This is a genomic window from Chlorogloeopsis sp. ULAP01, assembly GCF_030381805.1.
GTDB lineage: Bacteria > Cyanobacteriota > Cyanobacteriia > Cyanobacteriales > Nostocaceae > Chlorogloeopsis.
On sequence record NZ_JAUDRH010000006.1, the window covers coordinates 407,792 to 430,648 of the forward strand.

Sequence of the window (22,857 nt, forward strand, 5' to 3'; positions counted from 1 at the left end):
GTAATAAACATTTTCCCCAACCCCCAACCCTATTCCCTTTTAATAATGACAAATGACCAATGACTAATGACTATTGAAGTAGATTACCGTTTTCCTGCGGGTGTAGATCCTCAAAAACAAGCTAGAATCATCGCGGTTGGGCAAACAGTGGGAACTTGGGATGCGCGTTTTGCTCACCGAGAAGCAGCTTTGCGATCCCATTTAGGAGAAGTCGTATCAGTACAAACAGAAGCCAAAACAGGTTGTAGCATTGCGACTATTCGTTTTAGTAAAGCGAATGTAGAAAATGATGTTGCTAGCCTGTTAACAATGATATTTGGCAAATACTCAATGGCGGGTGTGGCAAAGGTAGTGGCGGTGCGTCTACCACAAAATTACGGGCTAACTTCCAAACTGGGTATTGCTGGGATTCGAGAATGTCTTGGAGTATTTGAGCGCCCCCTAGTTATGGCTATTTTTAAACCAGCACTAGGACTATCAGCAACTGATCATGCCGCAATCCTAGCAGAAGTTGCTCATGCAGGGCTGGATATTATCAAAGATGATGAGATTTTAGGAGATCTCGATATTGCTCCAACTTTGGAACGCCTCAAGGAATGTTGCCAAGTAATTGAAGAGGTTAAACAAAAAACTGGACGTACTGTGCTATATGCTGTCAATGTCACAGGTAGGGCAGATAAGTTATTAGAGAAAGCGCGTCTTTTGGTGCGTCAAGGTGCAAATGCGCTTTTGCTAAACGCTCTTTCCTATGGATTTTCAGTACTTGAAGCTTTAGTAGCAGATCCAGAAATTAACGTCCCTATTTTTGCCCATCCAGCCCTTGCCGGAGCGATGGGTGCTGCTCCCGATCATGGCATTGCATACTCGGTGGTACTGGGAACTCTAATGGCTCATGCTGGTGCTGATGCTGTGTTGTATCCCGCTCACTACGGCAGTTTACCCTTTGATTCTGTTGAGGAAGGCAAGATCCGAGATATTTTGCGTAGTCGCGGTGTTTTTCCCGTTCCTTCAGCAGGTATTCATCCTGGTATTGTTCCCAAGGCATTAGCAGATTACGGACAAGATGTCATCCTTAACGCTGGTACTGGCATCATGGATCATCCCGATGGTGCAGCTTCAGGTGTGCAGGCTTTTTTTGAAGCCCTAGAGCGTGCAGCTGTGGGTGAATCTTTTGCAATCGATACTTTACCACAAGGGCTGTTGCGTCGTGCTGTGGAAAAATGGGGAACAGGGAACAGATAAAATTACGCCAAAATGCATGATAACTTTGGATTTTTTTGCTTGCGATCGCATCTCAACCACAATGCCGCATTCAAGCAGCAGGAAATAAACCAAAAATCATTGAAGAGTATATTAGTAGAGTATCAAGGTAAACAGAAGCTGCGAGTGTAGCCTTGATGCGATCGCCTGGCGGTTGGATTGAATCAAAACAACGCCCAAATTTCGATGTATCCACCTATGGCAATATGCAAAAATGAGTGACATGATTCTGGAATTACTAGCAACGATTCTAGAGGAGTGATATTTGTGAGCCAGTCCCCTAACCCAGAAACTAGAAGATTTTTGTATATTATGGGTGTTTCTGTCGGTCTTGCTTTATTGTTAACAGCTATAGTGTATTTCTTGCTAGGAATTGGTGTAATTAAATCGATTCCTACCTATATAGTTTGGGCAATAATCTTGTTTTCAATTGGTGCTGGTATCCTAAGCGGCGCTGGTAGACGAAGTTAATTACTGTAAGCACAACTTTGAGACAATGAAAATGTAGATTTAGAACGCAGGTGAATTATTCCCTGAGCATCAACTTGCCAACTTTGTGCCTCAACTATGGATTTCATTGTCAAAACCCTTGGTGATTCATCCGCTAGAATCCGCCAATCTTCCCAAGTTGCATCAGGTTTGAGTGTGGTGTTGGGTGTTTCAGGAAGTCCAGTTTCCTAAACTTTCGTCAACACTAAGCTGTGCTGCAACACGATAACCAGCAACCGAAACTATTAACAAACTTAACGGTACAACAAAACACAAATATTTAAAATTCTTTCCCTCTGCGCACCTTTGTGTTTCAAAAAAATATACAATCCCGACACTAACGGATGATTAACATTGCGGCGCTCAAGCAAGTTGCCACTTTAACGCAAATTTACAGTTTAGGTTAATTTTACGGTTTTTTTGGCGAACTTTTTCCAACTCGTGATGGTAAAGTTGAACTACCGAACACTCCTGGCAGTGATGAAACTTTCACTTCGCTGGATAGTGATCGCTCTTTGTTCTCTAGTATTAAGTTTGCAAATTCACTTGCTTACGCCTGTCTATGCCCAGCCACAATCGCAAATGGGGCGATTGCTGGAAAATAAAAGGGAACAGGAAACAGGGTTGGGGGAACAGTTTTCAAATCAACAAGCGATCGCCTACTACACTCAAGCTATCAAAGTTTTACAATCATTACGCGGTGATTTAGTTGCTCTTAATCCCGACATCCAATTCTCCTTTCGCGAAAGCGTAGAACCCGTGTACCGAGAATTAGTTGACTTACTGCTACAAGAACCCCAACCAAGTACAGAAAATTTGATCCAAACAAGAAATTGAAAATTATGCCGTTGCTGTCACACCAGGTTTGCAGTTATTTTCTTCTCATACTTGGCGCGATTGTAATTTTAATACTTTACTCGCTGGTACCACCCAAGCTCCTAGCTTTCAAAAAGAACGCTTGGGAAATCTCGATAATGTGGCTGTTGAGCTAACAGAAATTAGTAAACAAGTTCCTCAAAGTAAAAAATTAGAAAATCTTTGGATAAAAGATAATAGACCACTAATAAAAGTTAGAATAGTTTTAATCAATACCAGATTTCAATTCTTTTGAGTAATAAAAATTATCTCAGGCTACATCATTAAGTGAAAGTTTAGGAATTCGATTGTAAACTTCTGCATTCTCTTCAAGAGCTTGGCGTAAATCGGATTGTGTTTGTAAATTCAACCAAAACTGAGCGCTGTTACCAAAATAACGCGATAGATGCAAAGCTGTATCTGCCGTAATACTGCGCTTACCCGATAAAATCTCGCTAATTCGTGTCTGAGCTACACCTATATCTTTACTCAACGTATAAGGAGTGATATTGAGCGGTTCCAAGAATTCTATTTGTAGAATGCTTGTTGTTGCTCATGATTTTACGCTCTCAATGGTAATCTACTATTTCAAGTCCGAAGCATTGTTTTCATCTGTCCAAACAAAGCATATTCGCCATTGATCGTTAATCCGAATGTACTGCCCAATTCTATCGCCAACTAGCATTTCTAAGCGATTACCAGGTGGAATGCGCAAGTCATTAATTGATGTTGCTGCATCAAGCATCAGCAGTTTTCGCAAAGCAGTCTTCTGAATATTGACTAGATACTGAAGAGATACAAAACCGTCAAAGATAAGCTTTATCTGTTCAGATTTAAAACTGACAATCACAATACTATCGTTTTGCGTTACTACCGTCAAACGTTAGTATAAACTTTAAGCGCGATCGCATTCACCCAGTTGCTCGTATAAAGGGCGATTTCTACGCACTTATTTCCACTTTACAAAATTTGAGTACTAGCGCACATCCTAACTTGTCGCTGCTGGTTTTTTCCATTCTGCCCATTCATACTGGCAACAAATGACGATTGCTCAGAATTTAGAGTTGGCGGTTCGCCTCGCAATCCTTTGCGGCGCTGGTTTTTCGGAACTCCTCCCGCCATGCCATACTCTACACTGCCTGAGAGTATTCCGCTAAATCTGCAATGGCTTTTGCTACAAGCGCAATATTTGTTATGAATGCGTGAATTACCGAAATGAGAAAGCAATTAAGCATTTTGAGAAAGCAAACTCCGGTTTGTTTGCTAATTCTACTGAAATGAGAAAGCAATCTACTGAAATGAGAAAGCATTTAAGCTGTTTGAGAAAGCAAACTCCGGTTTGTTTGCTAATTCTACTGAAATGAGAAAGCAATTAAGCATTTTGAGAAAGTATTTAGGCTTGATGAGAAAGTAATATGCCTTTTTGCTTGCTAATTCTACTGAGAAGAGAAAGAAATTAGGCATTTTGAGAAAGCAATACGCCTTTTTGCTTACATAAAATACCAAAATGAGAAAAAATCATCGTCGTAGGTTGCAGTAACTAACCGCTTGCATTAATAAATATGACGATATCTTGCAATCCTACTGCTGATTATTAAATTTGCGTTATTAAACCATCTACTAAGCAAGGAAAAGCATTTAAAAAGCCAAATAAGCGATCGCCATAACAAGCAATATTGATTTAAGCAACCCAGTTGAGAGCAAACGAGTATGGTTGTTAGCATAGTCCAATAACTAACTCGATCAGTCTATGAAAATCAAAGCAATTATTCATCCAGCAGAATAAGGGGGGTATTGGGCAGAGGTTCCACCGCTTCCCGGTTGTATTACTGAAGGAGAAACGATGGAGGAAGTTATGGCTTAAAGGGCGCTATTGAAGGTTGGCTCGATGTTGCTAAATGCACCCCACGAGGAATTTGATACTATTAACAAAGTGGGCGATCGCAAAGCAGCAGATTTGCAAAACACACTATGGCAAAGCGTAAGAAAAGCAATCTCCAATGGATTAAAGAAACGCTTGAACTAAAACCGGATCATCACTGGGAAGCTCCACCAGGCTACAAAATTTTTGTCGGCGATCGGGGGGCTGTTCGCTTTAATGTTCCCCAGAATTGGATTTTGAAGCCCCAAGAAAAATCGTTCAAGTTCCTCGACAAAAAACCGCCTAAAGATGATTGCTGTCTAGAAGTCTCTTTCAACCGTCTGCCGCCCAATGACTGGAGCCAGTTTCCGCTCAAAGCCACTTTGAAGAAAGTAGTAGAAGACGACGATCGCAACGTCATTGCTAAGGGAGAAATCTTTACCGTCAAGCGCCAAACTGCCAGGATTGTGTGGACAGAGATTAAATTTATCGACACCCAAGAAGAACCACGGGAAGCTTTTTCGCGGACTTGCATTGGTTTGGGATCGAATGTTCAGTGCTTGATTACATTCGATTATTGGGCAGATCAAGCAGAGCAGCTAACACCTGTTTGGGATGAAGTGATGCGTAGTCTCACATTAGGGTTGTATATCCGCGATCCACTAACTGGTTTGGCTTTCCCAGACTGATTAGTCTTGCTGAATATCGAGGGGATACACCGATAATTAGGGGAGGGGTGTAAGGGGATAAGGGAAACTCCGCCAATAAATCCGGGAATTGATATTGATTATTTATTTAATATGCCAATCAATTCTGCCTCAGCAATCTGCTTTAATCCATTTACAGGATCGGTTAATAACTGCAACCATACTGCCTGAAAATCTTTATTTTGTGGCTCACTTAACCGCAGTGATGCCAACTCGGTCAACATATCATACCAAATACCTTGCTCTGCATAGGCTGCAACTTTCTCCAAAGGAGAATTAGCTGATTTTAATGCCTGTGCTAACTTCTCAGAAACAGCTACTCGTGGAACGATCCCAGTGACTGATGCTGGCGTTGCCTCAGCCGTTGCATTTGTCACAGCGCAGTTAATATCAAAATACCAACGGTAGGTTTTACCAATTTGCAGAGATGCAACCTTTTGAGTTAAGACAACACCGACAATTCCAGGTTTGGCAGAAAGTGGAAACTTGGTGCGATACACTTCATCCTCGCCATCATCTCTTCGTGAATATCCCGAATTTCGCCATCTTGCCAGGTAGCGAGTTGTTTTTGGGCATATTCCACCATTACCTTACCGTAGTTAAAAATCCGCTCTCGGTAAAAAGCTGGTTGCATCAGTCGTCGCTGGCGTTGCCAAAATTCTCCTTCGCTGGTAACTAAGCCATTGCCTAGCATTCGCCGGAAAGTTTGCAGACTGGTACTTTTGTGAAATTGATTACTCTTTGTAACTAAAACTTCTTGAATGTAGTCAGGGTGGTTTAATAGATAAGTTGCAAACCAAGCAACTTTTAAGTAGACAACATCACCATATTCTCGAGCAGACTTATTGGTAAAACCGAGTTGATCGCGACTATACTCAGGTAGAATTCCCAACAGAAAGTGACCTTTTGGCCCTGGTGGATAATTAGTAGATAACTTTGGTTTGGAGACGGAAACCATCGCAATTCTCCTTAACTTCAATCATTCCCAGAACCACCGCGTCGGTGATTTGCTGCCTGCGTTAACAAAGACTCTGCAAAGGCGATCGCTTCTTGTGCTGACTTGCCACCTGCCAATTGTGCCAGTTCTTCTCGACGTTTGGTTAAGTTATCCAAGACTATGACACGAACAACTGTACGCTCTTCGCTATGACCGTTGTGTTCTTTTTTGCCTTTAACTTGATTAACTACTTGCTTATCCACGCGGAAATGACGGTCTGCCATTGCCGCAACTAAGGGTTGGTGGGTAACACACAATACTTGGTGGCTTTGACTTAACTGATGTAATTTTTCCGCGATCGCTTGTGCAACCCTTCCAGAAACGCCGACATCAATTTCATCAAATACTAGTGTTCCCGTTGCATCTGCTTGGGAAAAACAGGCTTTTAAGGCTAGCAAAAAACGGCTCATTTCTCCACCAGAGGCGATTTCTGATAAAGGTTGGAGCGGTTCTCCAGGGTTGGGGCTAAACATAAATGTAATTTTGTCTGCTCCGGCAGTGGTTGGGGATGTGGGGACAATTTCGACTTGGAACTGCACCTTCTCCATCGCCAAGGGTTTGAGTTCCTTGAGTAGTTCCGCTTCTAATTCCTGGGCTGCGGTACGACGTAACTGCGTTAACTTGTGGCAAGCTTGAGTGAGCTTTTCCCACCACTCCCGTTCTTGCAATTCCAGACTTTCAATCGATTGTTCGCTGTCGTTAAGTTCGGCTAATTCTGCTTGGATGCGCTGGTAATATGCGATCGCTTCACTCAAGGTGGGGCCATATTTACGACAAATTTGCTTTAACTCGCGAATGCGTTCTTCTACTTCTTCTAATCGCTGGGGATCTGCTTCTAAGCTTTCTCCATAAGTACTAATCTGCCGTGCTACCTCTGTCACAGTTGCTTGAGCATCTCTTACCAAGTCCAATAGTACTTGCAACTGGGTGTCGTATTCCGCCATATCAGTTAAAGTTGTTTCACTGTCTCCCAGCAAGTCTACTGCCGTTGGAGTTTCGCCATCGTTCTGGTACAACGCTTGGTAAATTTTGTAACTCATCTGTTGCAGTTCGACAACGTGGTTTAGGCGTTGCTGCTCTTGCTGGAGTTGCTCTAACTCATCGGCTTCGCTCAGGTTGGCATCTCCCAGCTCTTTAACTTGATATGTCAGCAAGTCGAGTTGTTGCAGGCGTTCCCGTTCTGATGTGCGGCGTTTTTCTAAGATTTGGTGGGCTTGTTGGTAAGTATTGTAGATATTGGCAACAAAATGTCGCTGCTGCAACATCGATTCACCACCATACAAATCCAGCCAGTCGCGGATTTGGGCAGATTGTCCCACCAAAACAGTTTGTCCTTGGGCGGTAATTTCCACTAAGCGATCGCGCAATCCCGCCATTAACTGCTGATTTACTAATACTCCATTTACCCGTGAGCGACTGCGAGCTTTACCGGAGGAGAGTGTAATTTCTCGACTGACAACTACTGAGTTATCATCGATTAAGTCGATTTCTTGTTCGGTTAACCAAGCAGCTAAAGCAGAATTAGAGGTGAAAGTTGCTTCTACCATTGCCCGACTGCTACCAGTGCGAATGGCACGACTAGATACTTTACCTCCCAATGCTGCATCAATGGCGTCTAAAATAATTGACTTGCCTGCACCGGTTTCACCTGTCAACACATTTAGTCCACAGTCAAACTCTAGTTCCAGCTTGTCAATCAGGGCAAAATTTTCGATTCGCAACAGAGACAACATCAAGCTAAATTCTCCGTGAGGGTAGACGCCGGCTACTTCCAATTTCAGGGATAATGGTATGACTTAGCCAAAGTCAAAAATCCCTTTTTTATCTAGCTTTTGAGCTTTTGCAAGCTACTCGGTTACCCCTGAACAAGCACGCCCAATTGGGTGTACCAAACCTAGTTTAGTGTGACTTTTAGATAGTTAGACGAGGGCGATAGACTTTCTTAATGGCGAACGCGTGGTTATCGATAAATTATCGTAGGTAGTAGATGTAAATCAAAATTGCATCTTCTCACTCGATTTATGCCTTTTTCGAGAACCTAAGTTCTCAACATATTGTTACAATACTTAACAGTTAGACTCCGATGCGGTGGTAAGTTCATGAATGTAAAGACATCTTCCCCTACTTCCCTGCAAGTAGCTCCTGAAGCAGTAACAGAAGATACTGCAATAGTTTCTGTTGTGAATTTATCAGCGCCGGAGGAAGCCGAAACATATCAATCGCTAGCGATCGCCAAAACCGAACCTGAAGCGGCACTGTATTACGATCCTCTGGCAATCAAGTCTTATTATCAAAGCCGTCCTCTGCAAGTTTTGCAACGCATTATCGCGGTTTTGATGCCAACTATTCGCTTTGCTTTAGGTATATGGTGGGATAGCAAACGGGGAGTAGTCGTTAAAAATGATTCCCGTCGAGCAATTCAACTGCGAGAATTACTGACTAGGCTAGGGCCAGCTTATATCAAAATCGGTCAGGCTTTATCTACCAGACCGGATTTAGTTCCACCAGTCTATCTGGAGGAGCTAACTCAACTGCAAGATAAGTTGCCTCCCTTTGCCAACGAAATAGCTTATCAGTTTATAGAAGAAGAATTAGGCGCACCTCCCCAGGAAGTATATGCCGAGTTGTCGCCAGAACCAATTGCTGCTGCTTCCTTAGGGCAAGTTTATAAAGGAAAGCTCAAAACTGGTGAAGAAGTCGCCGTTAAAGTTCAACGCCCCGACTTGCGAGAGCGCATCACCATTGATTTGTATATTCTCCGCCGATTAGCAGGATGGGCGCAGAGAAACTTTAAACGCATCCGCAGTGACTTGGTTGGTATCCTCGATGAATTAGGCGATCGCATCTTTGAAGAGATGGATTATATTCACGAGGGAGAAAACGCCGAGCGCTTTTATCAGCTATATGGTCATATTAAAGACGTTTACGTACCGAAAATATACTGGGAATATACTAATCGTCGCGTCTTGACGATGGAGTGGATTGACGGTACGAAATTAACTCAACCAGAAGAAATTCGCGCTCAAGGTATTGATGCTAGATATTTAATCGAGGTGGGAGTGCAGTGTTCGTTGCGACAGTTACTCGAACATGGATTTTTCCACGCCGATCCCCATCCCGGTAATTTATTAGCTACCACCGATGGCAAATTGGCATATCTAGACTTTGGCATGATGAGTGAAATTAAACCACCACAGCGCTATGGTTTAATTGAAGCGATCGTCCACGTCGTTAACCGTGACTTTGAAGGTTTGGCAAACGACTACGTCAAATTAGATTTTTTATCACCGGATACAGATTTAACACCGATTATTCCAGCATTTGCGAAAGTATTTGCCAATGCTCAAGGAGCTAGCGTTGCCGAGTTAAACATTAAAAGTATCACTGATGAACTATCGGCTTTGATGTATGAGTATCCTTTCCGCGTACCTCCCTATTACGCTTTGATTATTCGTTCTTTGGTAACGCTGGAAGGTATTGCTATTTATATAGATCCCAACTTTAAAGTCTTGAGTGAGGCTTATCCTTATGTTGCTAAAAGGTTGTTAACAGATCCTTCACCTGAATTAAGAGCATCACTGCGAGATTTACTTTTTAAGGAAGGAAGTTTCCGCTGGAATCGTCTGGAAAATTTGTTACGGAATGCGCGTAGTAATCAGGACTATGACTTAAATTTAGTCTTGAATCAAGCAGTAGATTTTCTCTCTTCCGAACGTGGCGCTTTTATTCGCGATCGCCTGCTGGATGAAGTTGTCAAAAGTGCGGAAGCTTTAGGTAAAAATATTTTGCATAACTTCACCTATTTACTGCGAGAACGAGTTGGCGTCACAGCAATCAATGAAACTCCTGCCGCCACAGCCGAGCAACAGCAAACCTTGGAGCATATTAAGAGAATTTTGAATATTCTCCGTGAAACTCGTGGCTTCGATCCGGTGCAGCTTGCTCCGCAACTTGCCCAAATGTTAGTAAATCCAGGCGTACAACGTTTGGGACAACAAATTGCTAGCCAATTAGCACAAAAAGCACTTACTAGGTTGATTCGAGAATTGTTGGCATCGGAGGAGGTTGTAAAAAGTGACAATACTGACTTAGAACAACCTACAAAGGTTTCTTTACCAGCAAGAGTATAACAATTGTGTTACTGCTCAACCTGTCTGAAGCCCAATATCAAATGTTGCTGAGTAACCTTGGCTTGTTTTAGTCAGTGCTAGTAACAATTTGTCTCCATCGCCTTGGAATATTCCATCTTGTGCATTCTTCAACGTGCGCTGTCCCTTACTGGCATATGGTGTTTGTGTATGCACCCGATCCGTGATCAAGTCATCAAAGTACAGCTGTGAGGTAAACTCATAACCCTGCCTTGATGAGCCATCTGTGCGTACCTTAAAGTGGATATGGACTGTTCTACCCTGATACCAACCGGGATAGATAGTTGTAAACTGGACAGTTCCATTTGCATCCGTTACTTGATATCCCCGCAGAAACTTTTTGCCGACAGTATTGAAACTGGGGTCGTTTACGTCCGAATATACACCTAGCGCGTCACAATGCCAAATATCCACGATCGCACCGACGAGTGGATTGCAGCTAGTATTGGCGATCGTAGAAACGCGAAGCCTCAGTTGGAGTGGCACACCCTCTTTCACCGAACCGTCGGAGGGATCGGAGCGAATATCAGAGCGCTTCAACTTCTCATCCACAAAATATGGCCCTTCAGTCTGCTCTGGTATAACTACACACCTCGGTAATTTTGCCGGATTTACTTGAGATGATGTTTGCGCAGTGGTGGGTTTTCTAGGTATGCATCCCACTACAAATATCGCAGTTCCAAAAGCCCTAAATAAAGCTAGCGCTTCTCTTCGGTTGAGAAGCCAGCTTTGGTGAGATTTATTTTTTTCCATTGTACGAGTGATAAGTGGTGAGGATACAATGACAGGGAGAAACTAGCAAAAATATTCTCCGTGTTTGCGCCCCCTCTTCTAATTAACTCTCCTCTTTGATGCCGTTTTTCTCTCGTTTGAGACTTTCTTCTAAGGCTTGAATTTGTTCTCGACGCGCTTCTAATTCCAAACTGCGACGTGCCAAATCTTGAGTTTGCAAAGTGAGGTTTTGTCGCCACTGTTCGGCTCGCTCTGTTTCCTCACGCAAAAACTCAGGAGTAATGCCAGTAGTAAGGTAAGTTTGTACTACCTCTAGCACCCAGTTCGTGGCTTCTTCTAATTTTTCAATCTCACCCGTAGGAGAAAGCTCAACTAAAACGAGTAATTTCTCAGTTAGAGTTTTGCTTTTTCCCAGAAGAATAAAAGCTTCTTCTGGGATGATTGTCCACATATTTTCAGCTTCCTGCCGTGCCAACAACCGCAACTGAAGTTGATCTAAAAATTCATTTTTATGCACCTGGGCTAGATATAGCATGACCTTTGTTTTGTTGGTTGCGGCTCTACAAGAATTAGACACTTAAAGTTATGCTAGCTGACGCAGGCGATCGCGCAGAATTTCCGCTTGCTTTTGGGCTTCTGCTAAAGCATCCCGCACTCCTTGTACAACTTGCACTGGCGCTTTATCCACGAAACTAGAATTGCTTAACCTACCACTAAGAGAATTGACTTCTGCTTCTACTTTATTAAGGCTTTTCTCTAGCTTAGTACGTAGCGCCTCAATATCCACCACTCCAGCTAGGGGAAGTAGAACTTGTATAGTACCCACAACTCCAGCAATAGCTTTTTCTGGTTCTTGTGGTTGTTGTAATTCTACCTGGGGCTGACTATCGTCAACAGTTGTTTGGATAACTTTGGCAAAGAACCTTTGTCTAGCTTGATTAAACAGCAAATAGCGAGCAACAAACCACATTGTATAACCAAGACCGACTATTTTAAAGAAAGTTCCGATCAAGGGAATATCATCAATGGTGTCGGCGACTGCTAACCCAATTCTGAACAAGTAAATAGCTCCAATAATGGCTGCTATTTTTGTCCAACCAATTCGAGATTTTTGAGTGGTAAATGTTTGTTGCTGTTGCTCGCCAGCCGCGATCGTTAAGTTCTCAACCTTAGCCAAATCTTTAATATAAGACTGCCCAGCAGTGAGAATTTGTCGTTCTTGTTCGTTATCGCTTTGCAAATTCACAGTCACTTTCACACCTGGCTTCACATCCGCCTCAGCTCGCAAGTTACGAATTGTACGGATTGTATTAATCAGCAGTTCAAACTGTTCTTCCAAAGCCGGATCTATTAAATTTGTTTTCGCCTCTGGATAGGGTTGTACAGACAAACTTTGCTTAGAATCAGCGGCTTGTTGAGTAAGAGTATGCCAAATTTCTTCGGTGATGTGAGGCATAAAGGGATTGAGTAGTTTTAAAATCCCTTCCAAAACGTATGCCAGTGTTTGTTGAGCTACGCGCCGAGAAGCCGGATCGGCGTCCTTTTGCAGCCTAGACTTAACTAATTCAATATACCAGTCGCAAAAATCACCCCAAATAAAATCATACAAACCCTTGGCTGCTTCCCCCAAACCATAGTTGCCCATGTAATTATTAGTTTGTTGGACAACTTGGTTGTAACGAGAGAGAATCCAGCGATCGCTCAATTCTAGGGATTGGGGATTAGGGATTGAGAATTGGGGAGAATCTTTCCCAGTCCCCATTCCCGAGTCACCAGTCCCCAATCCATCCAAATTCATCATCACAAACCGCGCCGCATTCCAAAGCTTGTTCGCAAAGTTACGAGACGCTTCTACCGATGGCGATTCATCTGATTTGCGATTGTAGTCCAAGCGAATATCTTGCCCAGCGCCGGCTACCTCTTTAATCAGGGTATACCGCAAAGCATCTGTGCCATATTTATCCATCAATAATAACGGATCGATGCCATTACCAGCGGATTTAGACATCTTCTTCCCATTCTCATCCAACACCAAGCCATGAATGTAAACATCCTCGAATGGCATTTGTCCAGTAAAATGTCCCGCCATCATCGTCATTCTGGCAACCCAGAAAAAGATAATGTCAAAACCTGTGACCAAAGTGCTGGTAGGGTAATATGTAGCTAAATCTTGCGTTTGTTCAGGCCAGCCCAAAGTCGAAAAAGGCCACAATCCAGAAGAAAACCAAGTATCCAAAACATCTGGATCTCGTTCTATCTTGACTCCTTCACCAAATTGAGACTTTAACTTTTCCTCAGCCTCAGCTTGATTGCGTGCCACTACAAACGGCGTATTATCAGTAATTTCACCACCCGTTTCGTTTACCGCGTACCAAGCAGGAATTTGATGTCCCCACCAAAGTTGACGAGAGATACACCAATCCTTCAGTTTCACCAACCAATCACGATAAACCTTCGTCCAGCGTTGAGGCACAAACCGAGGAGAATTCTTCTGATCTAGAAATTCCAAGCATCGATCAGCCATCGGGCGAATTTTGACAAACCACTGCGTTGACAGCAGAGGTTCAACGGGAACTTTACCGCGATCGCTATAGGGAACTGTGTGCTTATAATCTTCTACCTTCACCAAAAAGCCATCAGTTTCAAGGCGAGCAACCACATTCTTTCTAGCTACAAAGCGGTCTTGTCCTTGAAATTCCCCGGCATTTTCATTCAACGTACCGTCCTTATTCATAATATTGATAAACGGCAGATTGTGCCTTTGACCCATTTCAAAGTCATTTGGATCGTGGGCAGGCGTCACCTTCACGCAACCCGTTCCAAAAGTGGGATCGACCAACTCATCGCCAATAATGGGAATTTCCCGATTCATAATTGGCAGGGTGACTGTTTTCCCAATCAGATTTTTGTAGCGTTCATCATTGGGATTAACTGCCACTGCTGTATCGCCTAGCATTGTTTCTGGACGAGTTGTCGTCACTTCCACATTACCCGAACCATCCGTAAGTGGATAGCAGAAGTGCCAGAGATTACCATTTACTTCTTTTGCTTCCACCTCTAAATCTGAAACCGCAGATTGTGACTCTGGACACCAATTCACTAAGTACTTTCCGCGATAAATTAACTCCTCTTCGTAGAGATGGTTAAAAGCTTCCGAAACAGCTTTGGATAAACCCTCATCCAGAGTAAAACGTTCCCGCGTCCAGTCTACAGAAACACCTAAACGTCGCAACTGTCCGACAATTGTCCCCTTAGATTCTTCTTTCCACTGCCAAGCACGTTCTAGGAACTTCTCGCGCCCCAATTCGTAGCGAGTTTTGCCTTCTGCCTTGAGTTGCTTTTCTAAAACAGTGTGTACAGCGATGCTGGCATGATCGGTTCCTGGCAGATAGAGAGCGTTGCGCCCTTTCATCCGGTGGTAGCGCACTAAAACGTCAATCAGGCTATTGTCAAAGGCGTGTCCCATATGCAAACTGCCAGTGACGTTAGGCGGTGGAATGACGATGCAATAGGGTTTACCACCTTTGTTTGGATCTGCTTTGTAAATGTGGTTTTCTTCCCAAAATTTTTGCCACTTTGCTTCAGTGGTAAAGGGTTCGTATTGACTGGGGAGGTTAGTAATTGCGGTCATGCTGGGAAAAATAAGTGTGGAAGGTTTCTAAGAAGGACTTTTATAAATTTTGCCACAGGGTTTGGTGAGTATTTTATGGGAACGAACCACAAAGGACACAAAGGACGCGAAGAAAAAAGGATTTAGTAGAGATGAGACAGTTAACAGATGAGGTTGAGCAATTAGCTTATGCTGTAATTGGTGCCGCTATTGAAGTGCACAGAGTATTGGGTTCTGGATATTTGGAGGAGGTTTATCATAGGGCGCTACAAGAAGAATTTTTGCTGCGAGGAATACCTCATAGGTTTGAGCATCCAGTAGCAGTCACATACAAGGGTCGTACAGTAGGTGAAGGCAAATTAGATTTTTTGGTTGGGAAGTCTCTAATTGTGGAATTGAAAGCTGTCCAAAACTTAACCCCAATTCATGAAGCCCAAGTCCTCTCTTATCTCAAAATTACCGGATATCCTCTCGCCCTTCTCATCAACTTTAACGTTACTCTTCTCAAAGACGGCATCAAACGCATAATCCTTTAAATACTTTCTTTGTGACGGACATCCACTGCCTACGTCAGTGTCTTTCTCTTTGTGTACTTTGTGTACTTTGTGGTTCATTAATTCATAAATATCTTGGTGTTCAATTAGTTGTTAAGGTATAAAAGAACTGCTTCGCACACTTTGCCTCTTTGCCAATTTATGCTTAAAAGAAGCATATTTCTTTCTCCTTGGACTTTTATCCCGACTTTATATTTTGCCTCTGGTATACCCTATGTGATTATCAACACTGTTTCTGTAATATTTTACAAACGAATGGGTGTAGATAATGCTCAAATTGCCTTGTGGACAAGTTTTCTTTATTTACCCTGGGTAATTAAAATGTTTTGGGGGCCTGTAGTAGATATTTACTCTACCAAAAGAACATGGATAATTACCAGCCAAATTGCTATGTTTTTGTGTTTAGTTTTAGTAGCATTTTCATTACAATTGCCAAATTTCTTTTTTATCTCCTTAGCTGTATTAACCTTAGGGGCATTTATTTCTGCTACTTATGATATTGCCACAGATGGTTTTTATTTGCTTGCCTTAAAGCCAGAACAGCAAGCTTTTTTTGTTGGATTACGCTCGCTTTTTTATCGACTAGCTGTTATTTTTGGCTCTGGAATTTTAGTATTTTTAGCTGGTAATTTAGAAGTTTATCTCACAAATATCTCTTTAGCTTGGACGTTTACTATTGCTCTAGCAGCTTTAGTTTTATTCATAATTTTTATTTTCCATCGCCTAATTTTACCCTTTCCTGATGAAGATACTATACATCAGCAAACAGCAAGAGAAAAAATCCCATTTTCACAGATATTTACCTCATATTTTACCAAAGAGAAAATTATAGAGATTTTAGCATTTATCTTACTCTATAGATTTGGTGAAGCAATGCTAGTTAAAATGGCGTCTTTATTTTTATTAGATAAACTAGAAGCTGGAGGGCTAGGTTTATCAACATCAGATTTAGGTTTAGTTTATGGTACTTTTGGAGTCATTTCTCTAATTTTAGGAGGTGTCTTAGGAGGTATAATTATCTCCAAATACGGATTAAAAAAATGTCTTTGGCCTATGGCTCTAGCTATGAACTTACCTAATATTTTTTATGTATACATGGCTTATACCCAACCTTCATTAACACTAATATATCCGTTGGTTTCCTTAGAGCAATTTGGGTATGGTTTTGGATTTACAGCCTTTAGTGTGTATTTAATGTATATTTCCCAAGATGAATATAAAACCTCTCATTTTGCTATTTCGACAGGCATCATGGCTTTAGGAATGATGTTACCAGGCTTAATTAGCGGTTATCTTCAACAATTAGTCGGATATCGTATATTTTTTATTTTAGTTTGTTTATTCACAATTCCTGGGATGATTTCTATGTTGTTTATTCCTTTGAAGGAAGGAATCAACAAGTAATATGAGTTATGTTTTAGGAATAGATGGTGGAGGAAGTAAAACAGTCTGTATCTTGATGGATGGCTCTAGAAAAGTTTTAGGACGAGGTGAAGCTGGGGCATCTAATTATCAGAGTATAGGTATTGAAGCAGCTTTTCTCTCAATTAGATGTGCAGTTAATACAGCTGTAATTGAAGGATTAAAATTAACAGATAATATTAAAATAGAAGCTATTTGCTTTGGTTTAGCAGGTGTAGGTCGTTCTCAAGATACTGAAGTAGTAAAAAATATTTTTGAAGAGTTAAAAAGTAGTCAATTTTTACCTATTGATTGGGCAATACATCCATCTAATATCGTGATTTGTAATGATGCTCTGATTGCCTTAATAGGTGGAATTGGTAATAATATTGGAATTGTAGTTTCAGCGGGAACAGGTTCTATTATTTTTGGGCGAAATTCTCAGGGAAAACCTAAGCGAGTCGGTGGTTGGGGTTATATTTTAGGAGATGAAGGTAGCGCCTATAAAATTGCTGTGGCTGGTATGCAAGCTGCTCTCAAAGCTTATGATGGACGGGAAATATTAACGAGAATTATAGAAGATTTGCAGCAACATCTTGGTCTAGCAAGTATCGAAGATTTAATAGAAGTAATCTATCGGCGAGGATGGGGTGTTAAGGAGATAGCGGCTTTGGCTCCCATTATTGATGCTGCTGCCGCACAAGGAGATGAAGTAGCAATTAAAATTATTGATGAAGCTGTAGAAGAACTAGTTAAAGCTACTTCTACAGTTGTGGATGCTATTTTTAGCCCAAGAGAATTTATTGAAGTAGTAACAACTGGAAGTGTATGGCAAAGTAAATGCAATATGCGTGAGAAATATGTAGCATCTATTGAGACGAGATTCCCCTCGGTGAAGGTTATTTTACCAAGGCATGAACCTGCTTACGGGGCTTGTTTATTGGCGTTAAAGAAGTTAGTAGGTGAAAAGGAAATTTAAGAGGCGATCGCCTTTTCGTTCTGAGCAAAGGGAAACTCGCTTTTAATATTCCAGCGCTTGCCGTCATGAAACAATAGCGTTAAACTGTTTGCAGTAAACTCAAAATAAAGCTCCCGCTTTTCAAATTCTGGCCAAGCTGCTTTAAAGTTCTGCTTTGTTAAGTCTTTAAATGCCACTGTCATGTGGGGAGCGAAAGGGCGAGTTTTAGAAGCTTGATCAACAATGCCCAGTTTGCTTTCTAAATGCGCCATTAAATTAGCTTGCAAAGCCAACAGTTCTGGACTTCTAACTACATTAATATATATGACACGAGGTACAAAGGCGGCATAATCGTTGAGGATAACTGGTATTGTCTTGTGTTCACTGGCAAATTCCTGCAAGCATTCTTCTAATACTGGCACGTTTTCATCTGCCCATTCAAAAGGTGGTTGCAGGGTAATATGAGGTGGAGATTTTTGAGCGTGCCGACTAGCGTACTTATCTGCAAAGTACTGCTTAATTTGGTTGGCGTAGTCTTGAATTTCCTGTGGTGGCAGCAGGGCAATGAAAAAGAGGTGTTGTGTTTTCTGCATAACCCTAAATTCCCCATCGCCAACTCGGTGTTTTGACAGGTGCATCCCATAGCCGAATCATTTCATCATCAAGCTTGAGTAGGGTAATCGAGCAACCTTGCATTTCCAAGGAAGTTATATAAGCACCAATCAAGTTTCGGACTATTTGCAATCCATGCTTTTGACAAATTTCTGCTAGTTTGCGGTAAATGATGTAAAGTTCGGAAACAGGAGTGCCACCCATACTATTCATAAAAGCTAGCACGCGATCGCCTTTTGCAAATGTTGGATCTATTAGTTTTATATCCACCCATTCGCCTTTAGTTTCATCCCACTCTCGTAATGTACGGCTATAGGATTTATCTTCAATAATCGATAGTGCTAACATTTCAGCAATCTCATTTGCTGATTTTAAACTCATGCGCTCTCTTCCGGGTTCACCGTGAATGCCGATACCCATTTCGATTTCTTGGTGACTAAGCTCAAATGTTGGTGTACCTTTGGCTGGTACGGTGCAGGAAGTTAATGCCACTCCCATACTCTTTCCGTTTAGGTTAACTCGCCTACACAAATTTGCCAGCTGCTGCAAATCGTATCCTTGCTCGGCTGCGGCTCCACAAATTTTTTCTGCCAGTAGTGTAGTTCCGACACCCCGACGCCCTTGTGTATAAAGACTATCTTTTACCGCTACGTCATCATCAATTAAAATATTCAGCACCCGGATACCCTCACTTTGGGCTAACTCGGTTGCCATCTCAAAATTCATCACATCACCAGAATAATTTTTGACGATGGATAGAATACCAGATCCACTATCCACAGCTTTCGCCGCAGCTAGCATCTGATCGGGGGTGGGTGAAGTGAAAACTTCTCCTGGGCAGGCAGCATCGAGCATTCCCATCCCCACAAAACCAGTGTGCATCGGCTCATGTCCGCTACCACCTCCAGAAATAATTGCCACCTTACCTTTGATGGGTGCATCAGCACGATAGACAAAGTTGGGATCAAAGTTTACCTGGATTAAATCTGGATGAGCCGCTACCATGCCTTCTAAACTTTCGCGCACAAAGTCTTCTGGCTTGTTAATTAGTTTTTTCATCCTCTCGCCCTCCCTTTTGAAGGTTATACTTCCTTCCTGCCCTCAAGTTACTGCATTTGGGAGGCTTTTAATATGCAAGTTTACTCATTTGTAGACTGGGATTGATTTGTACCGTGCAATTTAATAAAACTATCAAAGGCATACCATGCCAAAACATACCAGGGAATCATTTCCAATTGCAGTCCCCTCGCAATTAACTGCCGGATTGAAAGGGTAGCAAGCCCTAAAGGAAAAAGAAAGCGCAGATCGACTACACCGTCGGTTGCTTCTTTGACTCGTCTATTCAAATCAACAACTACATCGGATACTCCTGCTGCTACTTCAGATTTTCCTCCTGTCGTTTCAGCAAAACCTGTAATATCAGCGAAAATTACGCCTAAATCCTGTAACGTGGTGACAACATTTTTCAGGCTATTTTCATTATCATCATGCTGGATAGTAATACTTCCGTTCTGAAGATTCATCCGTACCTGACTAATGTTAGGCTGGGCTTTAAGAGTTTTGAGTATATGTTGCATTTTTGTAGCCCAACGCTGGGGTTGAGCAACTCTCAAACGCAAACGCCCTGGAGTATTACTTACAATTTTTGTCAATATCGGTTTGGATGGTTTTTCTAAGGCTGTTTCCTGCATACTTTTTGGGATGTAGCTAAGGTTGCCATAACCATTTTTCCGCACGTCACCACTCTCCTTAGCAATTACAAATTTAATTAAAAGCACCCATGAGGCTTGATATTCTGAAAAAAGATCCGAGGTGGTAAATCCCCGACTACTACCTCTGTACTCTTCAACTCTCGTTACCCGGTTCAACCTAGTAACAAGAACTAGAGCCAGAACGCTCTCTCAAAAATCCCAATCCAAAATTGATCAACTGAATCATAATTTTGGGGATGGGTTAAGTTACCCATCCCTACGATATAAACTTTCACAACTATGGTTGTTGAAGTTTAGCCGACCTTGTCTCCATTATCAACACCAGCTTCAACAGCTGGTAGTTGCTTTGATTCAGCAAGTTCCGCTCTTGCTTCAGCGACAATGTCTTCCCAAGTTTCACCCAATTCTGCAAAGGCTCCTCTACTCTTTTCGTAAATGCTAATTCCGCCTTTGATTAGGGTTTTGGCAATGGGTTTACCTACTCCAGCTACGACTGGAATCACCACAGGTGCTAGAAGAACTGCACCAATACCGGCTATAATTCCAGGTGCGCCAGCTTCTTCAACAAAGTCAGTTATTTTGGGTGCCATAATTTGTTACCTCACGTAAATCAGTAAATTCCACTAAAACTCTCTATCTTATTTCAGTAGAGATGGATATCTCATCTTACTGCTGGTAGAGTTTTTGTTTTGCGACTTTTCAAAACAGGACGCAAACCGTTTACTCCTGCAACCACTGTAGAGCCATTGTTGACTACCGTTGCTGCTAAGGGATTTAAACCGAAGAAGACGGCGATCGCCAATGCAGCTAGGTTAGGCACGGCAACAATACCCGTGTTTTGCTGAATCAGTTGCTTGGTTTGGCGGGCGATGGCGATCGCTTCCAATAAACCATGCAAGTCATTCTTCATCAGCACTAAGTCAGCTGTCTCACGGGCAATATCGGAACCGTTGGCAAAAGATACAGAAACATCGGCGTAGGCTAAAGCTGGCGAATCATTGATACCATCGCCAACAAATGCAACGGTCTTTCCTTGCTCGTGCAATTCGCGTACAACTGTTGCTTTTTGTTCGGGAAATGCTTCTGCGTGGGTATTAGTTGGGGTAATACCAAGTTGCGCGGCTACAGTGCTAGCAGTGCGCTTGTTGTCTCCGGTGAGCATGTGGACTTCTACACCCTCAACCGTTAACAGTCTATGAATGACTTCCCGACTTTCAGGACGGAGCAAGTCACAATACTCTATTATACCTTGAAGTTCGCCGTTGGTGGCAACATAAATTGCAGAGGCGGGTTTTTGTTTTCCTTCTAATCCCGACATATCTACATTTTTGTGGCGCATAAAACGCTTGCTACCTACAAAAACGAGTTCTCCGTCAATCTCTGCTTGTACGCCCAAGCCAAGTTGATAATCCCACTTGCTACGCGGCAAAATTTCTACGTTGTGGGTTTCGGCATAACGCATCACTGCCTCTGCAACTGGATGAGTCAAACGCTGTTCGGCGGTAGCTGCTAGTTGCAACACCCGCATACTTGAAATGGCTGGATTGAAACTCTCAACCCTGACAACAGCCGCTTCACCTTGAGTCAGCGTGCCTGTTTTATCAAAGACGACAGTATCTACCTGTGCTAGTAGCTCTAAGGCTCTGCCACTGCGAATCAGAACACCGCGCTGGGCTGCATGGGTAAGTGCTGCCAAAACTGCTGTCGGCACAGATACTCGAATCCCAGTTGCAAAATCAAGGCTGAGAATACTAGCTGCACGCGCCGGGTTGCGGGTTATGGCAAGTACTGCCCCTCCTAGTAACAAAGTTGGCAATACTGCTTTCTCAGCAATTTTCACCGCATCGTTCCCCATCCGGGTATCGTGAACTGGGGCTTGTTGCATTAACTGCAAGTTTTTCCCAGCCTTAGTATCGTTGCCGATTCCTTCTGCCAAGATATAAATTCGCCCTTCCCGTACCAAGGTGGAAGCAAATACTTGTTGTCCCTTGGTTTTGAAAATTGGCACGGATTCGCCAGTTAGTTTTTGCTCATCTAGCAGCGCTTTACCTTGCAGGATTGTACCGTCAACGGGTACTTGTTCTCCTGGATAGACAATAACTGTATCTCCACACTGTACTTCTTGGATGGAAATTTGTTGCTTCTCGTCATCCCGTTCTACCCAAACTAATTGCCCTAAAGAACTCAATAGATCTAAGGTTTGCTGGGCTGAAGAACGAGCAGTACGATCGCGTATCTTCTCGCCAATCTCAATTAAACTCAGCATCAGTGCTGGGGTGATAAATTGACCTTGGAAGGTGGTAATGGCGATCGCAATAAAATCCAAAAAGTCTATACTCAGTTTTCGTTCTACGATAATTCCCTTCCAAGCGCGTTGGAAAATTGGCAATGTCGCAAGAGTAATGGTTCCTACCATCAACATTGATGGAATGGGTAATCCCAAAGGCCCACCCAACACAGCTAAGGTGGTAATAGCACCAGAAAGTTGTACTCCCGGCCAAAATTTCTCTGTTTGTTCCGTTGTTCGCAGTGTTGCAGATTTGAGAACAACAAGTTCACCAGCTGCTTGGATTAAATGGCTGAGATGGTGGCGTAACTTGAATTCTGAAACTTTCTTGGGATTGTAAGTAATAGCAACCGAGGCTGCCGCAGGCTTGAGCCGGATACTTGTAACTAGTGCATCTGCTTCGAGCAGAATTTGGAGGCGCTGTGCATAGTCAGGATCGTAGCATAAGCGTGGCACTTGCAAGCGGATTCTGCCTGTAATGGCATGAACAACACTGTGAGGAACTTTGGGAAGATGGGTGCGTGAGTGTGTGTTGAGTTCGACTAAATGAGCTTTCCCATTCTTTTGAGCCGCTGTCACTTGAGACAATTGACTTGCGGAGGATGGTAAACCCACCTTAACTTGTACCATTGCTTCTCTCTCATACAGGTGATTGTTGAACTTAAGGCGACAAG

24 protein-coding genes are annotated in these 22,857 nt (G+C 42.6%); 9 read left to right on the forward strand and 15 right to left on the reverse strand.

The genetic code is table 11. The features are described 5' to 3' along the window. The first annotated feature begins 66 nt into the window (after nucleotides 1-66). Nucleotides 67-1,242, forward strand: coding sequence for a RuBisCO large subunit C-terminal-like domain-containing protein (locus QUB80_RS14595; protein ID WP_289790220.1), 1,176 nt, complete (start codon nucleotides 67-69; stop codon nucleotides 1,240-1,242). 70 nt (nucleotides 1,243-1,312) lie between these two features. Here the strand turns inward: QUB80_RS14595 and QUB80_RS14600 are convergent, their stop codons facing one another. Further along, on the reverse strand, nucleotides 1,313-1,456 hold the full coding sequence (locus tag QUB80_RS14600; protein WP_289790221.1) for a hypothetical protein: 144 nt from the start codon (nucleotides 1,454-1,456) through the stop codon (nucleotides 1,313-1,315). Nucleotides 1,457-1,527: 71 nt separating this feature from the next. Between QUB80_RS14600 and QUB80_RS14605 the strand changes: the two genes are divergently transcribed. The 3 genes from QUB80_RS14605 (at nucleotide 1,528) to QUB80_RS14615 (ending at nucleotide 2,860) form a co-directional block, all read left to right on the forward strand. After that, on the forward strand, nucleotides 1,528-1,731 hold the full coding sequence (locus QUB80_RS14605; RefSeq protein ID WP_289790222.1) for a hypothetical protein: 204 nt from the start codon (nucleotides 1,528-1,530) through the stop codon (nucleotides 1,729-1,731). Between the two features lie 462 nt (nucleotides 1,732-2,193). Continuing rightward, nucleotides 2,194-2,586: a hypothetical protein gene (locus QUB80_RS14610; protein WP_289790286.1), complete on the forward strand. Its 393-nt coding sequence runs from the start codon at nucleotides 2,194-2,196 to the stop codon at nucleotides 2,584-2,586. 28 nt (nucleotides 2,587-2,614) lie between these two features. Next, on the forward strand, nucleotides 2,615-2,860 hold the full coding sequence (locus QUB80_RS14615; RefSeq protein WP_289790223.1) for a hypothetical protein: 246 nt from the start codon (nucleotides 2,615-2,617) through the stop codon (nucleotides 2,858-2,860). 15 nt (nucleotides 2,861-2,875) lie between these two features. Here QUB80_RS14615 and QUB80_RS14620 read toward each other — a convergent pair whose 3' ends face one another. From QUB80_RS14620 to QUB80_RS14630, 3 genes are all read right to left on the reverse strand, one after another. Further along, the gene (locus QUB80_RS14620) at nucleotides 2,876-3,145 is read right to left on the reverse strand and encodes a HigA family addiction module antitoxin (protein WP_289790282.1); all 270 of its coding nucleotides are present in this window, start codon (nucleotides 3,143-3,145) and stop codon (nucleotides 2,876-2,878) included. A gap of 42 nt (nucleotides 3,146-3,187) precedes the next feature. Further along, nucleotides 3,188-3,454, reverse strand: a complete 267-nt coding sequence (locus tag QUB80_RS14625; protein ID WP_289790224.1) for a type II toxin-antitoxin system RelE/ParE family toxin — start codon at nucleotides 3,452-3,454, stop codon at nucleotides 3,188-3,190. A gap of 110 nt (nucleotides 3,455-3,564) precedes the next feature. Continuing rightward, the gene (locus QUB80_RS14630) at nucleotides 3,565-3,726 is read right to left on the reverse strand and encodes a hypothetical protein (protein ID WP_289790287.1); all 162 of its coding nucleotides are present in this window, start codon (nucleotides 3,724-3,726) and stop codon (nucleotides 3,565-3,567) included. Between the two features lie 849 nt (nucleotides 3,727-4,575). On the opposite strand from QUB80_RS14630, the gene QUB80_RS14640 reads away from it, so the two are divergent. Next, entirely contained in the window at nucleotides 4,576-5,154 is a 579-nt protein-coding gene (locus QUB80_RS14640; protein ID WP_289790225.1) for an Alr1449 family protein, read from the forward strand. A gap of 98 nt (nucleotides 5,155-5,252) precedes the next feature. Here QUB80_RS14640 and QUB80_RS14645 read toward each other — a convergent pair whose 3' ends face one another. Genes QUB80_RS14645 through recN form a run of 3 tightly spaced genes read right to left on the reverse strand, consistent with a single transcriptional unit; the run spans nucleotide 5,253 to nucleotide 7,902 of the window. Then, nucleotides 5,253-5,672: a DUF928 domain-containing protein gene (locus tag QUB80_RS14645; protein ID WP_289790226.1), complete on the reverse strand. Its 420-nt coding sequence runs from the start codon at nucleotides 5,670-5,672 to the stop codon at nucleotides 5,253-5,255. After that, nucleotides 5,615-6,130: a cytochrome P450 gene (locus QUB80_RS14650; protein WP_289790227.1), complete on the reverse strand. Its 516-nt coding sequence runs from the start codon at nucleotides 6,128-6,130 to the stop codon at nucleotides 5,615-5,617. Before QUB80_RS14650 ends, QUB80_RS14645 begins: the two co-directional genes overlap by 58 nt. 17 nt (nucleotides 6,131-6,147) lie before the next feature. After that, a complete protein-coding gene (gene recN, locus QUB80_RS14655; RefSeq protein ID WP_289790283.1) occupies nucleotides 6,148-7,902 on the reverse strand; it encodes a DNA repair protein RecN in 1,755 nt (584 codons plus the stop codon). Between the two features lie 366 nt (nucleotides 7,903-8,268). Here recN and QUB80_RS14660 point away from each other — a divergent pair, with 366 nt between their 5' ends. Then, nucleotides 8,269-10,299: an ABC1 kinase family protein gene (locus QUB80_RS14660; protein WP_289790228.1), complete on the forward strand. Its 2,031-nt coding sequence runs from the start codon at nucleotides 8,269-8,271 to the stop codon at nucleotides 10,297-10,299. Nucleotides 10,300-10,314: 15 nt separating this feature from the next. Here QUB80_RS14660 and QUB80_RS14665 read toward each other — a convergent pair whose 3' ends face one another. From QUB80_RS14665 to QUB80_RS14675, 3 genes are all read right to left on the reverse strand, one after another. Next, the gene (locus QUB80_RS14665) at nucleotides 10,315-11,070 is read right to left on the reverse strand and encodes an intradiol ring-cleavage dioxygenase (RefSeq protein WP_289790229.1); all 756 of its coding nucleotides are present in this window, start codon (nucleotides 11,068-11,070) and stop codon (nucleotides 10,315-10,317) included. An 82-nt stretch (nucleotides 11,071-11,152) separates the two neighbouring features. Further along, nucleotides 11,153-11,584: an HmpF-related protein gene (locus QUB80_RS14670; RefSeq protein ID WP_289790230.1), complete on the reverse strand. Its 432-nt coding sequence runs from the start codon at nucleotides 11,582-11,584 to the stop codon at nucleotides 11,153-11,155. Nucleotides 11,585-11,632: 48 nt separating this feature from the next. Beyond that, complete coding sequence (locus QUB80_RS14675; RefSeq protein WP_289790231.1) at nucleotides 11,633-14,680, reverse strand: valine--tRNA ligase; 3,048 nt, start codon at nucleotides 14,678-14,680, stop codon at nucleotides 11,633-11,635. Between the two features lie 131 nt (nucleotides 14,681-14,811). Between QUB80_RS14675 and QUB80_RS14680 the strand changes: the two genes are divergently transcribed. The 3 genes from QUB80_RS14680 (at nucleotide 14,812) to QUB80_RS14690 (ending at nucleotide 17,593) form a co-directional block, all read left to right on the forward strand. Continuing rightward, nucleotides 14,812-15,195 (forward strand): GxxExxY protein, encoded by a 384-nt coding sequence (locus tag QUB80_RS14680; RefSeq protein WP_289790232.1) that lies wholly within the window; start codon nucleotides 14,812-14,814, stop codon nucleotides 15,193-15,195. Between the two features lie 159 nt (nucleotides 15,196-15,354). Then, complete coding sequence (locus QUB80_RS14685; RefSeq protein WP_289790233.1) at nucleotides 15,355-16,617, forward strand: MFS transporter; 1,263 nt, start codon at nucleotides 15,355-15,357, stop codon at nucleotides 16,615-16,617. Between the two features lies 1 nt (nucleotide 16,618). Then, nucleotides 16,619-17,593: an N-acetylglucosamine kinase gene (locus QUB80_RS14690; RefSeq protein ID WP_289790234.1), complete on the forward strand. Its 975-nt coding sequence runs from the start codon at nucleotides 16,619-16,621 to the stop codon at nucleotides 17,591-17,593. Here QUB80_RS14690 and QUB80_RS14695 read toward each other — a convergent pair. The 5 genes from QUB80_RS14695 to QUB80_RS14715 form a co-directional block, all read right to left on the reverse strand. After that, nucleotides 17,590-18,165, reverse strand: coding sequence for a 2'-5' RNA ligase family protein (locus QUB80_RS14695; protein ID WP_289790235.1), 576 nt, complete (start codon nucleotides 18,163-18,165; stop codon nucleotides 17,590-17,592). The genes QUB80_RS14690 and QUB80_RS14695 overlap by 4 nt on opposite strands. A gap of 4 nt (nucleotides 18,166-18,169) precedes the next feature. Continuing rightward, a complete protein-coding gene (gene dhaK, locus QUB80_RS14700; protein ID WP_289790236.1) occupies nucleotides 18,170-19,243 on the reverse strand; it encodes a dihydroxyacetone kinase subunit DhaK in 1,074 nt (357 codons plus the stop codon). Nucleotides 19,244-19,323: 80 nt separating this feature from the next. After that, entirely contained in the window at nucleotides 19,324-19,920 is a 597-nt protein-coding gene (locus QUB80_RS14705) for an HMA2 domain-containing protein (protein ID WP_289790237.1), read from the reverse strand. A gap of 269 nt (nucleotides 19,921-20,189) precedes the next feature. Next, a complete protein-coding gene (locus QUB80_RS14710; protein ID WP_289790238.1) occupies nucleotides 20,190-20,486 on the reverse strand; it encodes a DUF5132 domain-containing protein in 297 nt (98 codons plus the stop codon). A gap of 71 nt (nucleotides 20,487-20,557) precedes the next feature. Further along, nucleotides 20,558-22,813 (reverse strand): heavy metal translocating P-type ATPase, encoded by a 2,256-nt coding sequence (locus tag QUB80_RS14715; RefSeq protein ID WP_289790239.1) that lies wholly within the window; start codon nucleotides 22,811-22,813, stop codon nucleotides 20,558-20,560. Nucleotides 22,814-22,857 lie beyond the last annotated feature (44 nt).

What these genes read in the sequence shown, in the direction of transcription:
- QUB80_RS14595 (WP_289790220.1), top strand. Translation starts at nt 67, where the DNA reads ATGACTATTGAAGTAGATTACCGTTTTCCTGCGGGTGTAGATCCTCAA.
- QUB80_RS14610 (WP_289790286.1), top strand. Translation starts at nt 2,194, where the DNA reads ATGGTAAAGTTGAACTACCGAACACTCCTGGCAGTGATGAAACTTTCA.
- QUB80_RS14630 (WP_289790287.1), bottom strand. Translation starts at nt 3,726, where the DNA reads ATGGCGGGAGGAGTTCCGAAAAACCAGCGCCGCAAAGGATTGCGAGGC.
- QUB80_RS14640 (WP_289790225.1), top strand. Translation starts at nt 4,576, where the DNA reads ATGGCAAAGCGTAAGAAAAGCAATCTCCAATGGATTAAAGAAACGCTT.
- QUB80_RS14650 (WP_289790227.1), bottom strand. Translation starts at nt 6,130, where the DNA reads ATGGTTTCCGTCTCCAAACCAAAGTTATCTACTAATTATCCACCAGGG.
- recN (WP_289790283.1), bottom strand. Translation starts at nt 7,902, where the DNA reads ATGTTGTCTCTGTTGCGAATCGAAAATTTTGCCCTGATTGACAAGCTG.
- QUB80_RS14660 (WP_289790228.1), top strand. Translation starts at nt 8,269, where the DNA reads ATGAATGTAAAGACATCTTCCCCTACTTCCCTGCAAGTAGCTCCTGAA.
- QUB80_RS14665 (WP_289790229.1), bottom strand. Translation starts at nt 11,070, where the DNA reads ATGGAAAAAAATAAATCTCACCAAAGCTGGCTTCTCAACCGAAGAGAA.
- QUB80_RS14670 (WP_289790230.1), bottom strand. Translation starts at nt 11,584, where the DNA reads ATGCTATATCTAGCCCAGGTGCATAAAAATGAATTTTTAGATCAACTT.
- QUB80_RS14675 (WP_289790231.1), bottom strand. Translation starts at nt 14,680, where the DNA reads ATGACCGCAATTACTAACCTCCCCAGTCAATACGAACCCTTTACCACT.
- QUB80_RS14680 (WP_289790232.1), top strand. Translation starts at nt 14,812, where the DNA reads ATGAGACAGTTAACAGATGAGGTTGAGCAATTAGCTTATGCTGTAATT.
- QUB80_RS14685 (WP_289790233.1), top strand. Translation starts at nt 15,355, where the DNA reads ATGCTTAAAAGAAGCATATTTCTTTCTCCTTGGACTTTTATCCCGACT.
- QUB80_RS14690 (WP_289790234.1), top strand. Translation starts at nt 16,619, where the DNA reads ATGAGTTATGTTTTAGGAATAGATGGTGGAGGAAGTAAAACAGTCTGT.
- QUB80_RS14695 (WP_289790235.1), bottom strand. Translation starts at nt 18,165, where the DNA reads ATGCAGAAAACACAACACCTCTTTTTCATTGCCCTGCTGCCACCACAG.
- dhaK (WP_289790236.1), bottom strand. Translation starts at nt 19,243, where the DNA reads ATGAAAAAACTAATTAACAAGCCAGAAGACTTTGTGCGCGAAAGTTTA.
- QUB80_RS14710 (WP_289790238.1), bottom strand. Translation starts at nt 20,486, where the DNA reads ATGGCACCCAAAATAACTGACTTTGTTGAAGAAGCTGGCGCACCTGGA.
- QUB80_RS14715 (WP_289790239.1), bottom strand. Translation starts at nt 22,813, where the DNA reads ATGGTACAAGTTAAGGTGGGTTTACCATCCTCCGCAAGTCAATTGTCT.